This window comes from Paraniabella hibiscisoli (genome assembly GCF_022512515.1).
Lineage (GTDB): Bacteria > Bacteroidota > Bacteroidia > Chitinophagales > Chitinophagaceae > Niabella > Niabella hibiscisoli.
The window spans coordinates 409,742-426,333 of record NZ_JAKWBK010000001.1; the positions used below are offsets into that span (position 1 = coordinate 409,742).

15 protein-coding genes and 2 pseudogenes are annotated in these 16,592 nt (G+C 43.3%); 11 read left to right on the forward strand and 6 right to left on the reverse strand.

Translation table 11 applies throughout. From position 1 onward, the window contains the following. Window positions 1–82 precede the first annotated feature (82 nt). A complete protein-coding gene (locus MKP07_RS02575; RefSeq protein ID WP_240844870.1) occupies window positions 83–1,018 on the reverse strand; it encodes an alpha-E domain-containing protein in 936 nt (311 codons plus the stop codon). A gap of 93 nt (window positions 1,019–1,111) precedes the next feature. After that, complete coding sequence (locus tag MKP07_RS02580; RefSeq protein ID WP_240844871.1) at window positions 1,112–2,560, reverse strand: circularly permuted type 2 ATP-grasp protein; 1,449 nt, start codon at window positions 2,558–2,560, stop codon at window positions 1,112–1,114. A 661-nt stretch (window positions 2,561–3,221) separates the two neighbouring features. On the opposite strand from MKP07_RS02580, the gene MKP07_RS02585 reads away from it, so the two are divergent. Further along, on the forward strand, window positions 3,222–4,523 hold the full coding sequence (locus MKP07_RS02585) for a phenylacetate--CoA ligase family protein (RefSeq protein ID WP_240844872.1): 1,302 nt from the start codon (window positions 3,222–3,224) through the stop codon (window positions 4,521–4,523). Here the strand turns inward: MKP07_RS02585 and MKP07_RS02590 are convergent. Further along, window positions 4,520–4,981 carry a hypothetical protein gene (locus MKP07_RS02590; RefSeq protein WP_240844873.1) on the reverse strand — a complete coding sequence of 154 codons (462 nt, stop codon included), beginning with the start codon at window positions 4,979–4,981 and terminating at the stop codon, window positions 4,520–4,522. The two genes, MKP07_RS02585 and MKP07_RS02590, sit on opposite strands and share 4 nt — an antisense overlap. Window positions 4,982–5,234: 253 nt before the next feature. Here MKP07_RS02590 and MKP07_RS02595 point away from each other — a divergent pair, with 253 nt between their 5' ends. Genes MKP07_RS02595 through MKP07_RS02610 form a run of 4 tightly spaced genes read left to right on the forward strand, consistent with a single transcriptional unit; the run spans window position 5,235 to window position 9,267 of the window. Continuing rightward, window positions 5,235–5,786, forward strand: a complete 552-nt coding sequence (locus tag MKP07_RS02595) for a TonB-dependent receptor plug domain-containing protein (protein WP_240844874.1) — start codon at window positions 5,235–5,237, stop codon at window positions 5,784–5,786. Between the two features lie 19 nt (window positions 5,787–5,805). After that, entirely contained in the window at window positions 5,806–7,281 is a 1,476-nt protein-coding gene (locus tag MKP07_RS02600; RefSeq protein ID WP_240850620.1) for a TonB-dependent receptor plug domain-containing protein, read from the forward strand. Window positions 7,282–7,292: 11 nt separating this feature from the next. Then, window positions 7,293–8,339, forward strand: coding sequence for an HmuY family protein (locus MKP07_RS02605; RefSeq protein ID WP_240844875.1), 1,047 nt, complete (start codon window positions 7,293–7,295; stop codon window positions 8,337–8,339). 34 nt (window positions 8,340–8,373) lie between these two features. Beyond that, the gene (locus MKP07_RS02610; RefSeq protein WP_240844876.1) at window positions 8,374–9,267 is read left to right on the forward strand and encodes a DUF6607 family protein; all 894 of its coding nucleotides are present in this window, start codon (window positions 8,374–8,376) and stop codon (window positions 9,265–9,267) included. Window positions 9,268–9,491: 224 nt separating this feature from the next. Here the strand turns inward: MKP07_RS02610 and MKP07_RS41995 are convergent, their stop codons facing one another. The 3 genes and pseudogenes from MKP07_RS41995 to MKP07_RS02625 all read right to left on the reverse strand — a co-directional run bounded on the left by MKP07_RS41995 (window position 9,492) and on the right by MKP07_RS02625 (window position 12,024). After that, the gene (locus MKP07_RS41995) at window positions 9,492–9,785 is read right to left on the reverse strand and encodes an alpha-L-rhamnosidase C-terminal domain-containing protein (RefSeq protein WP_394803615.1); all 294 of its coding nucleotides are present in this window, start codon (window positions 9,783–9,785) and stop codon (window positions 9,492–9,494) included. 27 nt (window positions 9,786–9,812) lie between these two features. Continuing rightward, a pseudogene (locus tag MKP07_RS42000) lies at window positions 9,813–11,059 on the reverse strand (family 78 glycoside hydrolase catalytic domain); the annotation flags it as partial. Then, window positions 11,020–12,024, reverse strand: coding sequence for an alpha-L-rhamnosidase N-terminal domain-containing protein (locus tag MKP07_RS02625; protein WP_240844879.1), 1,005 nt, complete (start codon window positions 12,022–12,024; stop codon window positions 11,020–11,022). The gene MKP07_RS02625 and the pseudogene MKP07_RS42000, both read right to left, overlap by 40 nt. A 399-nt stretch (window positions 12,025–12,423) precedes the next feature. Here MKP07_RS02625 and MKP07_RS37520 point away from each other — a divergent pair, with 399 nt between their 5' ends. The 6 genes and pseudogenes from MKP07_RS37520 (at window position 12,424) to MKP07_RS02645 (ending at window position 16,528) form a co-directional block, all read left to right on the forward strand. Next, window positions 12,424–12,954, forward strand: coding sequence for a class I tRNA ligase family protein (locus MKP07_RS37520; RefSeq protein WP_262919120.1), 531 nt, complete (start codon window positions 12,424–12,426; stop codon window positions 12,952–12,954). Continuing rightward, window positions 12,954–13,847, forward strand: coding sequence for a class I tRNA ligase family protein (locus tag MKP07_RS37525; RefSeq protein ID WP_262919121.1), 894 nt, complete (start codon window positions 12,954–12,956; stop codon window positions 13,845–13,847). Before MKP07_RS37520 ends, MKP07_RS37525 begins: the two co-directional genes overlap by 1 nt. Beyond that, window positions 13,823–15,660: pseudogene (locus MKP07_RS37530) on the forward strand (DUF5915 domain-containing protein). The gene MKP07_RS37525 and the pseudogene MKP07_RS37530 overlap by 25 nt, the downstream one beginning before the upstream one ends. A 213-nt stretch (window positions 15,661–15,873) precedes the next feature. Continuing rightward, window positions 15,874–16,068: a hypothetical protein gene (locus tag MKP07_RS02635; protein ID WP_240844880.1), complete on the forward strand. Its 195-nt coding sequence runs from the start codon at window positions 15,874–15,876 to the stop codon at window positions 16,066–16,068. An 83-nt stretch (window positions 16,069–16,151) separates the two neighbouring features. Beyond that, complete coding sequence (locus MKP07_RS02640) at window positions 16,152–16,307, forward strand: hypothetical protein (protein ID WP_240844881.1); 156 nt, start codon at window positions 16,152–16,154, stop codon at window positions 16,305–16,307. Beyond that, window positions 16,286–16,528 carry a TraR/DksA family transcriptional regulator gene (locus MKP07_RS02645; RefSeq protein ID WP_240844882.1) on the forward strand — a complete coding sequence of 81 codons (243 nt, stop codon included), beginning with the start codon at window positions 16,286–16,288 and terminating at the stop codon, window positions 16,526–16,528. Before MKP07_RS02640 ends, MKP07_RS02645 begins: the two co-directional genes overlap by 22 nt. Window positions 16,529–16,592: the final 64 nt, after the last annotated feature.

Here is a 16,592-nt window from a genome sequence, read left to right on the forward strand (position 1 = left end):
TTTTTGAAACGTTTTGGTTCTGCAATGCTAATATCAAAATTTTATTTCGTAAAATCGGAATTTACCATTGCAGCAACCCGGCTTAATTATAACCGAAATAATGTTTGTTAAAAGCTCTTGCTATATTGTGCAGATCTGTACGGGTTTGCGCCAGCAAACTCCTGATACTATCTCCTTCTTTTAAATTGCAGGAACTATATTTAAGATTGTTCAAACCTTTCCCAATCAGAAAGTCCACATGCTCATAGCTTTCAGGAATACTTTGCCCATACAACCTTTTAAAGTACCGGCTGATATGCGAGGTACAATACAAAATGGAGTGTACAAAATCTTCGTCGTACAATATCTGCTTTATAATAGTATCGGGTTCTACGATGCCACGGGATGACTTTAAATAAGCTTCATATCCCGAAAGAGAATATAACAGGTACCTCAGCGAGGGTGTCGCCGTTTCATGCGCCATATCATAATCAATCTCTTTGAGCTTGATATCAGTAACATCTGTTGTGATCACCGCTCTCTCTACATAAAGTCCTACATTTAAAAAATTGTAAGCTTCTCCACGCGACATGGTAACATTAATTGTACCGTATAAGAAAAGTCCGTGTTTCAGCAAAGCATCCAAAGCGGTAATAGGATCACCATATTTAATGGTGCGTTGAATGCTTCCCTCCCTGATCAGTAAATAATAGCCATTAAGTGTGTGCCACATTTCTTTGGTAATATGATCCTGCACAGCCTTGGCATTCTCCCGCGCACGGGTAATATTATTGATGAGAGAAGCATCGTTATCCCTGTCCAACATCACGTAGTTCAATACAGCACGCGAGTCAAACTGGATGGGTTCAATCTTAGCAGCATCGAGGTAGCCGTAAGTTTGCAACACCGTCTTCCAATTGTATTCTCTTATTTCATCCTGGGACGCAATATAGTTGGTTCGCAATACCCTCAGCAACCCATTGGTTCTTTCCATATAGCGAGCCAACCAAAACACCGATTCTGCAACACGACTTAACATTTTAAATTCTAAATTTTAAACTTTAAATGACTATTCACCCAGTCAACTTGTCAACTCCGTCTGCCGCCGGGCAGGCAGTAACTCTTAACTTTTCTATTCCCCCAAGACCCAGGTATCCTTACTGCCTCCTCCCTGAGACGAGTTTACCACCAAAGAGCCTTCCCGCAAGGCAACGCGCGTTAACCCGCCAGGAACGATATTGATACCGTCAGGTCCATACAGTGCGAAAGGTCGCAGGTCTACCCTTCTCGGCTGCAGCTTGCCATCAATATAGCAGGGAGATGAGGACAAATTAATAATGGGTTGGGCAATAAAATTTCTAGGGTCTTCCAATATCGCTTTTTTATACTCTTCCATTTCCTCTTCCGTCGCTTTATTCCCCATCAGCATACCATAACCACCCGACTCGTTCGTTTTTTTGATGACCATATTGCCCATATTGGCAAACACCATGGATCGGTTTTCTGGTACATCCAATCCATAGGTAGGAACATTTTTCAGAATGGGCTCTTCATTCAGATAATAGCGGATCATGTCCGGCACATAAGAATATACCGCCTTATCATCTGCTACACCATTACCCATGGCATTTACGATAGCCACATTACCTTTTCTGTAAGCCCAGTAAATGCCCGGTACACCCAGTATACTATCTGGGCGGAAGGTAAGCGGATCAATAAACTCATCGTCTACACGGCGATAGATCACATCCACCTTCTGCAAACCGCTCGTTGTTTTCATATAAACATGATGGTTTTCCACTACCAGGTCTCTGCCTTCCACCAATTCGATACCCATCAGGCGTGCCAATGTCGTATGCTCAAAATACGCCGAATTGTACACGCCTGGGGTTAGTAAAACAACGGTGGGGTTACTGGTTTGCCGGTTAGCCAGGCCCAGCAGATTCTTCAGCAATAATGAAGGGTATTCGATCACCCTGCGTACATTATTGCGCGGTATTAAATCAGGAAATATTCTAAAGGTAATGCTCCGGTTCTCCAGCATATAAGACACACCCGAAGGCGTTCTCAGGTTATCCTCCAATACATAAAAGCTGCCATCTGCATCCCTGATCAAATCAATGCCTGATATATGAGAATAGATATCGAAGGGCACATTGACATTCATCATTTCCCTCAGAAACAAGGGACAGGAATAAATAAGCTTAGCCGGAACAATACCATCTTTTATGATGAACTGCTGGTGGTATACATCTTTCAGAAATACATTTAATGCCCTCAAACGCTGCTTTACCCCGGCCTCAATAATTGCCCATTCCTTAGCCTCAATGATGCGAGGTATGATGTCAAAGGGGAATATCTTTTCCACCCCCTCATTATCGCTATATACGGTAAAGGTAATTCCCTGAGTCATGAAGAGCTTTTTTGCCAGCTCGTCCTTATTGCCCATTTCTTCGGCCGAAAGGCCTTCAAGGGTTTTAACCAGGTGGAGATAGCTTTCTCTCACCCCGGTCTGGCTCATCAACTCATCCCAAACATTAGACTGTGTATGATAAGATTCTAAAATTTTCGGTAATGTCATAATACAGGCTGCGTTTGCTTTAAAATTGAATATATATATAAAAAGGATAGAAAACAAAGAATATTTTAATATATAAAATATAGTAAATGTTAATATTTCAAACCAAAAAATACAAAAAACGAATTTATAATATAAATTATAACATATAAAAACAATATTATCTAATATATAAGACATCCAAAGCCTGGTATTTCATCAAATAAAATACAAATACATTACTTTAATTTATTATACCTATACCGAACCTACCTTTTGAGATTAGTTCAATTTTATATATTAATTTTTATTAAATCCTATTTTCACCAACCAAATCCTTTTATCTTCGCCAGGCTAATAAATCATTGTATCGAAAACTATAATCAATGAAAGGACACGCAACGCTACAAAAACCCAGGCAGGTTTTGAGAATCATTAAATTGAAAAGAACCATTACAAAAAACACCGAACTGTTCAGTACTCTTTACTGGAATTACTATGCCATGAATTTTTTGTCTTAGCAGCCGGATCAATACCGTTTTTTGTAACTCAAATATGCCAGGAGGGTTCACTACATCAGCAGGCTACCGAACGCTGTACATTCGAGTGCCAATACGAGCCATTAATTGAAGTTAAAATCTTCTCCGGATGATGTAAAAATCAGGACGAAAACTTTTATCTACATTTGGCGCATGAACGAGTTACCATCTATTTCTTTTCAGAAAGCGTCCTCCATAAAGACCTACCAGGAAAAAAGCTGGCGGATCTTTTAGTATATCTGCAAACCCATTCGGCTTACTACCAGGAACTGTTCCAGGTAAATGGTATACAAATTCAGGACATAGGAAGTATAGATAATCTGTCGTTAATACCTCCAACAGAGAAAGAGCACCTGCAAATGAGGAACAAGGAGTTCCTGTGTGTAGCCCAAAACAAGATTATTGAATATACTGCCACTTCGGGCACAGTAGGTAGCCCGGTAACTGTTGCACTAACCGAAAATGACCTGCAAAGGCTGGCGTATAATGAGTACAGCTCTTTTGCCTGTGCCAATGGCACTTCTGAGGATATTTACCAGTTGATGCTGACCCTCGACCGTCAATTTATGGCCGGCATGGCTTATTATAGCGGTATCCGTAAACTGGGCGCAGGTGTAGTGCGCGTAGGCCCGGGTGTACCCTCCTTACAATGGGAAACGATAGAAAGACTTAAACCTACGGCTATTGTGGCAGTACCTTCTTTTATTATCAAACTGATACAATATGCGGAAGATAATGGCATTGACATTAATGCCTCTTCTGTAAAGAAAGCCGTTTGTATAGGGGAGAATATCAGAACCGAGCAACTTGAACCTAATATACTGGCACAAAGAATAACAGATAAGTGGAACATACAGCTGTTCTCTACCTATGCGTCTACTGAAATGCAAACGGCTTTTACCGAATGTGAGGCAGGCAAAGGAGGTCATCTAAATCCGGAACTACTGATCGTAGAGCTGATTGATGACAATGGCCAGCCAGTTACAAATGGAGAGCCTGGCGAAGTAACCATTACCACCCTGGGTGTAGAGGGAATGCCCTTATTAAGATATAAAACCGGTGATATTTGCAGGGCTTATACCGAACCCTGCAGTTGCGGCAGGCATACCTTACGACTTTCGCCTGTGATCGGCCGCAAAAAGCAAATGATCAAATACAAAGGTACGACCCTGTTTGCTCCTGCTCTATTCGAGATCATTCACCGGATAGACGCCATAAAAGAATACGTAGTGGAAGTGTACAGCAATGAAATAGGAACCGACGAAGTGCTGTTGTATCTTACGGCAGTCAACGACCTCGAAGAAACGCAAAACAAGATCAAAGCTTATTTACAAGCGAGACTACGCGTAACACCTCATATTAAATATATAGAACCCGATGTAATGCAAAAAATGCAGTTCCCGGACGGAGTGAGAAAACCGGTGAAGTTTATTGACCGGAGAAACTAGCTAATATTTATACTCCAATGTTTTATAGTATCCCTGCTGCCCTGAGATATCGATGGATATTTTATTGGTGTTTTTTGCCTGATGGGATAAAGATCAAAACTATAGGTTCGTACACCTGGCATAGCACAGCCAACTCCATAAGTTAATGCAATTTTTAAACCATGCAGAGGAGGGTAAACTGCAGCAATAGAAACTTCATGCAGTACATCAAGACTTGCTGGGTCTGTACAGCCGCTGGCCAGGCCTAATTTTAATGTCAGGCAATCCCCGGATATAGAAGCATCCATAATAGTGAAAACATCCGAAGCTACGGTAGCAAAGTTTTGAGCGTTGGCAGTAACAGCATTCCCACATGGCTGACTCGTCCTGGCCTTCTCGGTATTTTCCTCAACTGGTGAAGAACGCTTGCAGGAAAAACCAACAATAAGTAACAAAATGGGCAGATAGATTAGTTTCATATGTATATTTTTATTATCCCAATTCCGGCCTCGGCCAAAAGAATAGGTTATTTCTATTAATAACGCAGGCTACCGGAATAACGCAACTGGGTAAAGATTCTTTACATCCCAAAATCAGCACTATTCGTCCTGTAAAATACCAGATTGTCATAACACAGTAAAAGTTTTCCCGATCTCGTAAATAGAATTTCCCGATCTCATAAACGATTGCTTGAACTTATTAAGAGTTTTGCCCTCTTATTACGAAAGGAAAATGAAGGAACTTTACAAGCATCTGCTATTTATATTAACTGCACTATCGGCTAACCAATACTTACACGCACAAAGCGATACCAGCAAAGTATTGGAAGAAGTTACGGTTAGTACGGGACAGTATGCACCCCAGTCCTTAAAGAAATCAGTGTACAAGATAAAGGTGATCACTGCCGAGCAAATCAAAGCAAGAGCAGCGTTAAACCTGATACAGGTGCTGAATATGGAACCCGGTATTCGCTTCAGCAATGATAATACCCTGGGGGTTACTGATATACAGCTAATGGGAATGACGGGACGTAGCATAAAAATATTACTGGACGGTGTACCTGTGGCTGACCGTAACGATACCCGCGAAAGCCTGAACCAGATTGACATACAAACTATAGAGAGGATTGAAATTGTAGAAGGACCTATGAGTGTCATCTATGGTTCTGATGCATTGGCCGGGGTGATCAATATCATCACTAAAAAAATAAGAATACCCGCTTTACAGTTGGGGCACGTGCTCAGGAGGAAACCGCAGGGGATGAGTATAGCTTTTAGGGAATAAAGGATCGCACCTTCAATCGATAAACGCTTCTTTTTCCAAAAACAAATTTTTCGTAAACGGAGCTTTTACCCGTAATGATTTCAGGGGTTATGGGGGTAATTATGGCCGTGATAAAAGCTGGAAGCCCAAAGAACAATGGTTAGGTAATGCCACAATTGGTTACCGTGGAGAAAAGAATACAATTTACTACCGCATTGACGGGCTGGATGAGAATATTGCAGCTAAGGGTGCTATTAATATGAATACTTATAAAGCATTTGATCAGCAATTTATCACCAGCAGGTGGATGCACCAGGTGCAGGACGACTGGCATATTAATCAAAAGTTCCACCTCAACAGTGCCATTTCTTATACCGATTATAGCCGCCGCACTCATAGCACCCGCCACGATTTTACCAACAATACAGATGAACTAACCACCGGCCTCGGAGAACAGGATACTGCCGTGTTCACCACTTTATTCTTCCGGTCGCAGGGACATTATAAGATTAATGAAAAGCTGTCGGTACAACCCGGTGTTGAATACAACCGTAATGCAGCTTCAGGCGCCAGGATAGAAGGCTCGCCGGTAATTAACGACTTTGCCTTTTTTGCATCAGCAGAGTGGAGGCCTTTAACGCGTGTTAATATACGCCCTGGTTTCAGACTGATTAAAAACTCCCTGTATGATGCACCGCCTATTGTACCTGCACTCAATGCTAAAATTGGCTTGAGGGATAATATTGATCTGCGTTTGGCTTATGCTCAAGGTTACCGGGCCCCTGCACTCAGAGAATTATATTTTGATTTTGTAGATGCCAATCACAAAATCTACGGTAACAAAGACCTGGAAGCCGAAACCTCTAACAGCATTAATGCGGCGCTAAGCTGGCGTTATGGCACTCAACTACGCTCTACTTTTACTTTCAGCAGTTTCTACAACGTATTTAAAAACCTGATCGACTATGGCACAGACCAGACCGATGGCACCATCACCCGCATGATGAATATAGATGAATTTAAAACGACCGGGGCTTCGTTCGAGCAAATGTTTGTATACAGACAATGGCAGCTTAATATCGGCGCCTTATACATCGGCCGGTATAACCGGTTAAGCAGCGAAGACAACGTTAGCCGCGAAGTACCAAAGTTTAACTGGTCGCCGGAAGCCAATGCCAGCCTGTATTACAACTGGAAAAAAGCTGAAACTACGCTGGCATTTATGTACAAGTATACAGGCCCTCGTCCGACATGGCAATATGTAAGTATAACTACCAGTAACGAAGTAAAACTCACCCAGTTAAGTAGCTTTAGTTGGGCTGATTTTACTGCTACCAAAACGTTACTGAAAAACATTACCCTACAAACAGGTATCAAAAACATTTTTGATATCAAAAACGTAAACAATACATCGGCCGGCGATGGTGTACATAGCGGAGGCGGAGGTGCATCTCCTATTGGCTACGGCCGTTCCTATTTCCTCGGTATTTCTTATCAATTTATAAAAAATAAATAATCAATACACACATGAAACAATTACTCGTGATGACGATGGCCGTAGCAGTACTGGCCTCCTGCAGCAAAGATGAAGATCCTATTATTATTGTACCACCATCTAATGGTAGCATAATTACGCTCAATGGGCTTATAGCCAGCGAAGCGGGTACCAGTGCGGGCAACTCAGTCTTTGTAGACTTTAGTACAGAAAAACAATTTCCGGTAGCCAGAGAGAGCTGGGACCTGGGATTTTATACCGGTTCAGATTTTCGGGTCATAACTAATAACACGACGTTTGCTTTTGCAAAAGTTACTGGCAAAACTGACATCAACACCGTAGGCTCAGCTGATACTATTGGGGTAGTTCTTTCATTCAACCAGGTATCTCCTCCCTTATTAACATCCGGTATAGCCGATGACCCAAGCGGTGATCTATCAAAAACAGCCATACCCGCTATCTCTGCAACTGAAGCAGATAATAAAGTTATTATAATAAACAGAGGAACAAACGGAGGAATTGCTGCAAAAGATTTTATAAAAATCCGAATACTAAGAAGTAGCAACGGCTATACGCTCCAGTATGCACCGCTCACTTCAAGTACCTTTAGCACCGCTCAAATAGCCAAAAGTGGAGACAGCGATTTTGCATATATAAGCCTGAGTAATGGCGCCACAGTTACCACTTTTCCTACAAAAGTAAACTGGGACATTCAATGGGGCTATTCAGTAATGGCGTTTGGAACTTACTATTACGGATATTCAGACGTTGTTGCCATCAACCATAGAAACGGAGTTCAGGGATTACAAAGAATATACAGCAGTGCGGAAGTTGCAGCTGACGCCTTTACTAAGTTTAATAAAGATAGCGTTGCAAAATATTCTCTATCGTCAGACAAATGGTCAATCGGCAGCAATTGGAGAACAGCCTCACAGACTGTGACCAGCGTTGCAAAAGATCGTTTCTATATTGTAAAAGATCAGGCAGGGAACTATTATAAACTCAAATTTGTAAGCTTCGCAGCTCAAGATGGCGGTACCCGTGGGAAGCCGCAGATTGCTTACGAATTAATCAAGTAATTTTAATACGATCAAAAACTATCAAAAAAGAACAATGAAAAAACTATTGTGTATCGCGGTGGCAGCAGCTTTGGCCGTGCCTGCAACCGCTCAAAATGGCAAGGAAAATATTAATAAGCTCTGCGGATGCTTCGAGGTTACTTTTAAATATGCCGAAACATTCTCGCCGGATAAAGATTATAAATTTCACGACCGCGAAAAAATACAGGGAGCTACTGAATTGTCTTTACCTATTATCAACACCGATAAAAGAGTAGTAATACAACACTTATTGGTAGTAGGCAATGGCATGGTGGTAAAACACTGGCGGGAAGACTGGACTTACGAAAACCCGGTACAGTGGAACTACAAAGGCGATAAGGTTTGGGAAAAAGTGAACCTGAACAAAGCAGATGTAAAAGGCAAATGGTCACAGTCCGTATGGGAAGTAACCGATGCACCACGCTACCAGGGCTCAGCGCCATGGCAGGTGGTAAACGGTCATACGATCTGGGAAAATACGGCTGATGCTCCGCTTCCTCGCAGGGAATATACCCAACGTTCAGATTATAATATCCTGCAAAGAACCAACCGCCTGGTGATCAACGGTAACGGATATGATCATATCCAGGACAATAAAAAAGTATCACGTGCCAATGGCGCCGATAAAGTAATTGCAGAAGAAAAAGGTTTGAACCTGTACGAAAAAGCAGATGACTCAGATTGCGAAGCAGCTACTAAATACTGGAACGAGCATAAAGGTTTCTGGACTGCTGTACAGCAGGAATGGGATAAAGTATTAACACAAAAATCATCCATCAAACTGGTGAACGATAATGAGCTGATGGGTACTTTGTTTAAACTGGCCGACGACTGGAAGGAGAAAAAACTGACAGCCGCCGATGCAAATACTACTGTGGCAGCAGTGTTAGCAAAGCATATACAGTAATTGAAGCGCTAGGGTTGTTGTATCTAACTTGATGCCTTTGATCAGGCTGTCAACAAAATATACTACCAAAGTATAAAATAAATGTCGTCCTGAGCTTGACGAAGGACATTAATGGTCCGTCGCCTATGACTTCGTCAAGCTCATCCTGACAGCAAAAATTTGAGAGAAACATTCATTTTCTAAATAGTGGATATACGCCGCGTCATTTTTGGCGTGGCATTTTTTTATTCCGAAAAGCTAAAACTGTGCCTGCCCCCAGCCACTTGCTGTGCCGGTTGACCGGGTATTACAACCGATGCAATACAACCCTTAGGAATAGTAATATCTAATTGTACTTTATTGCCGGTTCTTTTCCATGCAGACCTGATTGTACCGTAAACGGACTCATGATAACCTTCTGCAAACTGCAGCTCTTTTATAAAGGCCGGTTTAATAGTGATCTTTTTAAAAGCAGGAACAGACTCATCCATCTGTATCCCGGCAAGGGCTTTATACATCCACGCCGCAATAGCCCCCATAGAAGGGTGATTACGCGAAGCATCACCAATATTCCTGCCGACATCCCAGGTTTCAAAAAGGCTGGTGGCATCATAATTTTTGATCCAGTATCCCCAGGACGGAAGGGTTTCCTTGGTTACCATTTTATATACTGTTTCTGTATAACCAAACCTGGACAATACTTCCGGCACGATCAATGAACCTATAAAGCCAAAATCAAGACTATAGTTATTGGAAGCTATTGTTTTGTCCAGCTTTTTAGCCAGTGTTTCCCGGTACTTCTGCGGCGCAATATTCATGTACAATGGCAATGCATAAGAGAGCTGCGTTTGATTCGCATAAGTCATTTTCTGTTCATCGAAATAATGTTTATTGATGCGTGCTTTAAGATCTTCGGCTTTGGCTGCATACTGCTTCTCCTCTTCTGGTTTACCTAACAAAGCCGCCATGCGCGACATCAAGACATAGTCCCAGTAATAATAACAGGACACCATAAAATCATTAGGCGTGATGGCCTTATAGTACAGCCAGTCTCCCAGGCCGTCTTTTAAAAGTCCCTTATCGTTTTCGATAGTAGCCAGGTATTTTAAATACCGTTGAGCTGTAGGATACACACTGCGTATACTTTCTACATCACCATAGTATTGATACAATAGGGACGGCACAATGAATATAGCGGCGTCCCATACGGGCCCGGCCCATTCTGAATTCCAGTTCCAGGAAGTGGGTACAATGCCCGGCACATTACCATCTGCGCTTTGCGCATCAGTCATATCCTTCACCCATTTGGCATAGATGCTGCCCGAGTTATAGCTGAGCATACCTGCTTCCTGCACCATAAAGCCATCGGCCATCCAGCCATTTTTTCGCGGGTGGGACAGTCGGTAGGAATACCAAATAAATTGCTGAGATAAGAATTGCTGCAGATATCGAAAATCTGGTTTAACAATGGATTCGAGCTTTTAAAGCTGCCCGCTTTATCCACCAGGCTATGCATGCGCAGGCCCTCCATGGTAATGGTAGAAAGATCAATCTTTTTATCAGATGTCATTTCGATATACCTGAATCCATGATAAGTAAAATCAGGAACAAAAGTTTCTTTACCTGTACCTTTCAGATGATAGATGTCCATCTGGATCACATCCCTCGGATTCCGGGGTCTTAAATGCATATTAATATTACGCTGATCAATGCGGCCGGTACTATCTGTCATTTCCGCATGGCGTAAAGTAACCCGGGTTCCCCCCTCGCCTCTTATATGCAGTTGGGGCACACCAGCAAAATTGACACCCATATCGAACACATAGCAGGTATCATTGATCTTTTTATCGATTTTGCCCGCAACACTTCTGACACGCCGATGGATGGCATCGACTGGGCTTCCATAAGCGGAGCCGTGGCTGCTGTAACTATTGCCGGCTGCCAACCCTGCGCGTCAAAACCTGCAGTAGCCCATCCTGTTTCTTCTTTTGTGGCATCATAAGTAGTTCCGGCATGAATATTATCAAAGCGAACAGGGCCGGTTGCCGTAAGCCAGTCCGCGCCTGTTTTAATAATCTCTTTGGTACTGTTTGCATATACTATATGAACTTCGCCTATCGCCTGCGGACGTTTGCGCCAGGGTGCTTTATGAAAATTCCATACCGTTGGCGTTTGTTCGTTAAACCAGCCATTGCCCAACTGTATACCGATACAATTATCGCCCCTTTTCAATTTTCCAGTAATATCATACACATTATATAATATGCGTTTGCTGTAATCGGTAAACCCGGGATCCAGGGAATGGGGATTGAGACATTCGCCGTTAATATAAAGCTGGTAGTATCCCAGCCCGCTGATATAACATCTGGCTGAAACGATTTTGCTTTCGGCGCTAAAAATCTTCCTGAACCGGGGAGAAGCATCATATTCGATACTCTGGTTATCGGTAATCCATTCGCCGGTCCAGTCAGAAGCCTGCATTTTAGCTGTTTCAAACCAAACCGGGGCCGATTTAAAAGATTTATTACCGGCCTGTGCTTCCACCCTCCACCAGTACCGGGTATGTGCCTTCAGCGAATTGCCATTAAAATAAATCATTTGCGCATCGCCGGTTTGAACCTGGCTGTCCCAAATATCCGCCCTACCCTTAAGCAACAGTTTTTTATCAGAAGCCACCAGTATCCGGTAGGAAGTTTGAGTAGCCGTTTTGGCGTTTGTCCACTGCCAGCTTAATCTGGGTTTCGACTGATCAATACCAAGGGGGTTCCCGGTATTCACAACGCAGACCGGTAGGGCCGTTTTGACTCATGGCCGGGAAAACTGAGCTGAGCAATATCCATACCAGCGTAATCTTAAAAATAGTTTTGAAAAATTCTGATCGGTTCATAGCAAGAGGAAGTATTCGTTTACCTAATGGCGGAAGATAATCCATTTCGGGCTATTTTACCCGGCTGAGAGGCGGATACAGTATAAAAGCCCTATATTCCTTACCTTTGCACTCATTTTTTAGCGTATTATGAGTGCAAAATATCAGGAGTTTTCGGGTTTGAATCTACCCGCAATAGAAAAGGAAATATTATCGAACTGGACAGCAAATGAGGCGTTTGAGAAAAGTGTTTCTTTGAGAGAAGGCGCTGAGCCTTTGTTTTTTACGAAGGGCCACCCAGTGCCAACGGCATGCCGGGCATTCACCACGTTATTTCGCGCACCCTTAAAGACCTGGTTTGCCGGTATAAAACCATGCAGGGCTTCCAGGTAAAACGCAAAGGCGGCTGGGATACGCATGGCCTGCCCGTTGAGTTAGGTGTAGAAAAAGAGCTGGGCATTACCAAAGAAGATATTGGCAAAAAAATTACGGTTGAAGAATACAACCAGAAATGCCGGGAAGCCGTACTGCGCTTTAAAAGCCAGTGGGACGACCTTACCCGTAAAATGGGCTATTGGGTTGACCTGAATGATCCCTATATCACTTTCAAAAATGAATATATTGAAACGCTGTGGTGGATCTTAAAGCAATTGTTCAATAAGGGGCTTTTATACAAAAGCGTGAGCATCCAGCCTTATTCTCCTGCTGCCGGTACAGGCCTCAGCTCGCATGAGCTCAACCAGCCTGGAACTTATAAGGATGTAAAAGATACCAGTGCCACCGTATTATTTAAGGCGGTTAAAAATGAAAAGCTGGCTGATATAGCTGGTGATGTTTTTTAATGGCCTGGACCACTACCCCATGGACCTTACCTTCTAACCTGGGCTTAACTGTGGGACCCAATATTGAGTACAGCCTGGTTCAATCCTTCAATCCATATACACATGAGGCACAAAATGTGGTAATAGCAACGGCTTTGCTGCATAAGTATTTTAAAGCAGAGGGTAAAGATGCGGATCTGGCAGCTTACCAGAAAGAAGATAAGATTATCCCCTGGAAGGTGATTAGCACTTTCACCGGCAAAGAACTGGAGGGGTTAAGATATGAGCAGTTGATGCCTTTTGAGGCCAACAGCCTTGAAGCGGTACAAGCCATCACGCCGGATGCAGATCCATTTAAAGTTGTGATCGGCGATTTCGTTACCACAGAAGACGGAACCGGTATCGTGCATACGGCTCCTGCTTTTGGTGCAGATGACTATAAAGTAGGTCAGAAAAACAACCTGGGCATTGTGACCCTAGTAGACCGTGAAGGGAAATTTGTTCCCGGTGTGGGAGAATATAGCGGCCGTTATGTAAAGGATTATAAAGACGAAGCCAACTATGTTGATGTAAACGTTGATATTTCGGTAGACCTGAAATTGAAAGGCAGAACCTTTAAGGTAGAGAAATACGAGCACAATTACCCGCACTGCTGGCGTACCGATAAACCTGTTTTATACTACCCGCTGGATGCCTGGTTTATCAGAACCACGGCCCTGCGCGATAAAATGGTGGAGTTGAACAAAACCATACACTGGAAGCCCAAGTCAACCGGCGAAGGCCGATTTGGTAACTGGCTGGAGAATATGGTAGACTGGAACCTGAGCCGTAGCCGCTTCTGGGGAACGCCGTTGCCCGTTTGGAGCACTGAGGATGGGGAAGAGATCAAATGCATCGGTTCTATGAGGAGTTAAATACCGAGATCAAGAAGGCCAGCGAAGTTTTGGGCGGAGAGGTTAACAAACATTACCTGCACGATGGCATCCTCGACCTGCATAAACCTTATGTGGATGAAGTGATACTGGTAAGCGATAGTGGAAAACCGATGCGCCGTGAGCCCGACCTGATCGACGTATGGTTTGATAGTGGGGCCATGCCTTATGCACAATGGGGACTGGATTACGAAAAGCTGAAAGCCGGAGATCCGAAACCGTTCAATCAGCCCTTTGATCACAATTTCCCGGCCGACTTTATCTGTGAAGGCGTAGATCAAACCCGTGGCTGGTTTTATACCCTGCATGCCATCGGCTCTTTGTTATACGAAAATGTTGCCTTTAAAACAGTGGTGAGCAACGGTTTGGTGCTGGATAAAAACGGCAACAAGATGAGTAAGCGCCTCGGCAACGTGGTGGATCCGTTCGACACCATTGAAAAATTTGGTGCTGATGCTACCCGCTGGTACCTGATCACCAATGCATCGCCCTGGGACAATCTTAAATTTGATATTGATGGTATTAAAGAAGTACAACGCAAATTCTTTGGTACTTTATATAATACCTACCAGTTTTTCGCTTTATATGCTAATGTTGATGGCTTTACCTTTAAAGAGCCTTACCTGCAAATGAACGAAAGGCCGGAAATCGACCGCTGGATCATTTCTTCGCTCAATACCCTGGTAAAAAATGTACATGTGGCGATGGACGACTACGAGCCGACGCAGGCCGGGCGTTTAATAGAAGATTTTGTAGATGAGCATTTAAGTAACTGGTACGTACGTCTTTGCCGCCGCCGGTTCTGGAAGCCTGCCCGCCGTAGCTCAGGTTCAGCCCAGGCAGGCGGGGGAGAGTATGAGGCAGATAAAGTATCTGCTTACCAGACTTTGTATGAATGCCTGGAGACCGTATGCCGGTTGATGGCTCCTATTGCCCCCTTCTTCAGTGATGCGGTATTCCGTAACCTGAACAGCATTACCCAGCGTCATAGCGCAGAAAGTGTGCATCACGCCTTTTTCCCAAAAGCCGATGAAGCCCTTATAGACCCATCGCTGGAGGAAAGAATGCAACTGGCCCAGGATGCTTCTTCACTGATCTTATCCTTAAGAAAGAAGGTGAATATTAAAGTACGTCAGCCTTTGCAAAAAGTGTTGATCCCGGTTTTAAACCCTTCGATGAAAGATCAGCTGGAAAAGATCGAAGAACTGATCAAATCAGAAGTAAATGTGAAAGAAATAGCTTATCTTACCGAAACGGAAGGTTTTATCAAGAAAAAGATCAAACCAAACTTCGTTGCTTTGGGTAAAAAGCTGGGTCCTAAAATGAAGGCAGTTTCTGGTGCGCTGGCTCAATTCAGCCAGGAAGACATCAGTCGCCTCGAAAAAGAAGGTAATTATGAATTGCTTATTGATGGCGAAACCGTATCACTGAACGTGAACGAAGTAGACATTAACAGCGAAGATATTCCGGGCTGGACAGTGGCCTCCAAAGGAGCGCTTACAGTAGCTCTGGATATTACCATCACCCCGAATTACAACAGGAAGGCGACGCTCGTGAGTTTATCAACCGTATTCAGAAGATCAGGAAGGATAGTGGTTTTGAACTTACAGATAAGATAAATGTTGTTATTGACACAAGTGAAACATTAAAAGATTCGCTGACGGCCTATAAAGATTATATTTGCGCGGAAATTCTCGCAGAAAATTTATATTTTCAGGCTGTTACATCCGACAATGGTATAGAAATTGATGTTAACGAGAACATTTTAAAAACGATTGTTTCTAAAAAAGGGTAAAATAAATGGCTACAAAAAAAGCACACCGGTTAAGAAAACAGCTCCGGCCAAGAAAACAGCTCCAACAAAAGCGGTAGCAAAAGCTCCTGCTAAAAAACCTGCGCCATCTGCAGGGGGAGCGGCTCCAAAAAAACTGCCCGTCCGGCAGGTGGTGCAACTCCGGCTAAAGCTGCCAGCAAAAAACCCGCTCCCGCTAAAACTGTAGCCAAAGCAGTGCCTAAAAAAGCAGAACCTGCAAAGGTTGCTAAAGCACCGGCCAAGAAGGTGGAGCCTGCTAAAACCGTTGTAAAAGTGATCCCTAAAAAAACGGCGGCCAGCAAAGTAGTTGTAGAAAAAACACAGGCACCGCCGCAAAAAAAGCCGGTACCCAAAGTACCACCCAGAAAAGAAACAGGTAAACCCCTGTAGTACCTAAACTGTCTACCAAAAGTGCAGTAAAGTACACACCGGATTTTACCAAAAGCATTTTAGACACCCATAAAAACGAAAAAGTGAAATCAGTAGTAAGGTATTCAGATAGTGATTTACAGGAGTTCAAAGAGATTATCCTTAGAAAGTTAGACGCCGCAAAAAAGAGCTGGCCTATTTACAGGGACTTATCACCCGTCGTGATGAAGGTGGTGATATGGACGAAGGTCGTTATATGACTATGGAAGATGGCAGTGTAAGTATGGAACGCGAGCAACTGAGCCAATTAGCAAGCCGCCAGATTACTTTTATCGACCACCTGGAGAAAGCGTTAATGCGTGTTGAAAACAAAACATACGGTATTTGCCGCGTAACAGGTAACCTTATCGACAAAGCCCGCTTGCGTGCCGTGCCTCATGCTACTTTGAGCATCGAAGCTAAGTCGATGATGAATAAATAAGCTGGTAACAGTATTAAAATAGTAAAGCGAGGCGGCAACGCTTCGCTTTTTTCTTATCCTCCAT

Excerpts from the sequence above, each read along its gene's own strand:
- MKP07_RS02645 (WP_240844882.1), top strand. The coding sequence starts at position 16,286 with ATGGACGAAGGTCGTTATATGACTATGGAAGATGGCAGTGTAAGTATG.
- MKP07_RS37520 (WP_262919120.1), top strand. The coding sequence starts at position 12,424 with ATGCCGGGCATTCACCACGTTATTTCGCGCACCCTTAAAGACCTGGTT.
- MKP07_RS02580 (WP_240844871.1), bottom strand. The coding sequence starts at position 2,560 with ATGACATTACCGAAAATTTTAGAATCTTATCATACACAGTCTAATGTT.
- MKP07_RS02575 (WP_240844870.1), bottom strand. The coding sequence starts at position 1,018 with ATGTTAAGTCGTGTTGCAGAATCGGTGTTTTGGTTGGCTCGCTATATG.
- MKP07_RS02610 (WP_240844876.1), top strand. The coding sequence starts at position 8,374 with ATGAAAAAACTATTGTGTATCGCGGTGGCAGCAGCTTTGGCCGTGCCT.
- MKP07_RS41995 (WP_394803615.1), bottom strand. The coding sequence starts at position 9,785 with ATGGGGGCTATTGCGGCGTGGATGTATAAAGCCCTTGCCGGGATACAG.
- MKP07_RS02595 (WP_240844874.1), top strand. The coding sequence starts at position 5,235 with ATGAAGGAACTTTACAAGCATCTGCTATTTATATTAACTGCACTATCG.
- MKP07_RS02605 (WP_240844875.1), top strand. The coding sequence starts at position 7,293 with ATGAAACAATTACTCGTGATGACGATGGCCGTAGCAGTACTGGCCTCC.
- MKP07_RS37525 (WP_262919121.1), top strand. The coding sequence starts at position 12,954 with ATGGCCTGGACCACTACCCCATGGACCTTACCTTCTAACCTGGGCTTA.
- MKP07_RS02590 (WP_240844873.1), bottom strand. The coding sequence starts at position 4,981 with ATGAAACTAATCTATCTGCCCATTTTGTTACTTATTGTTGGTTTTTCC.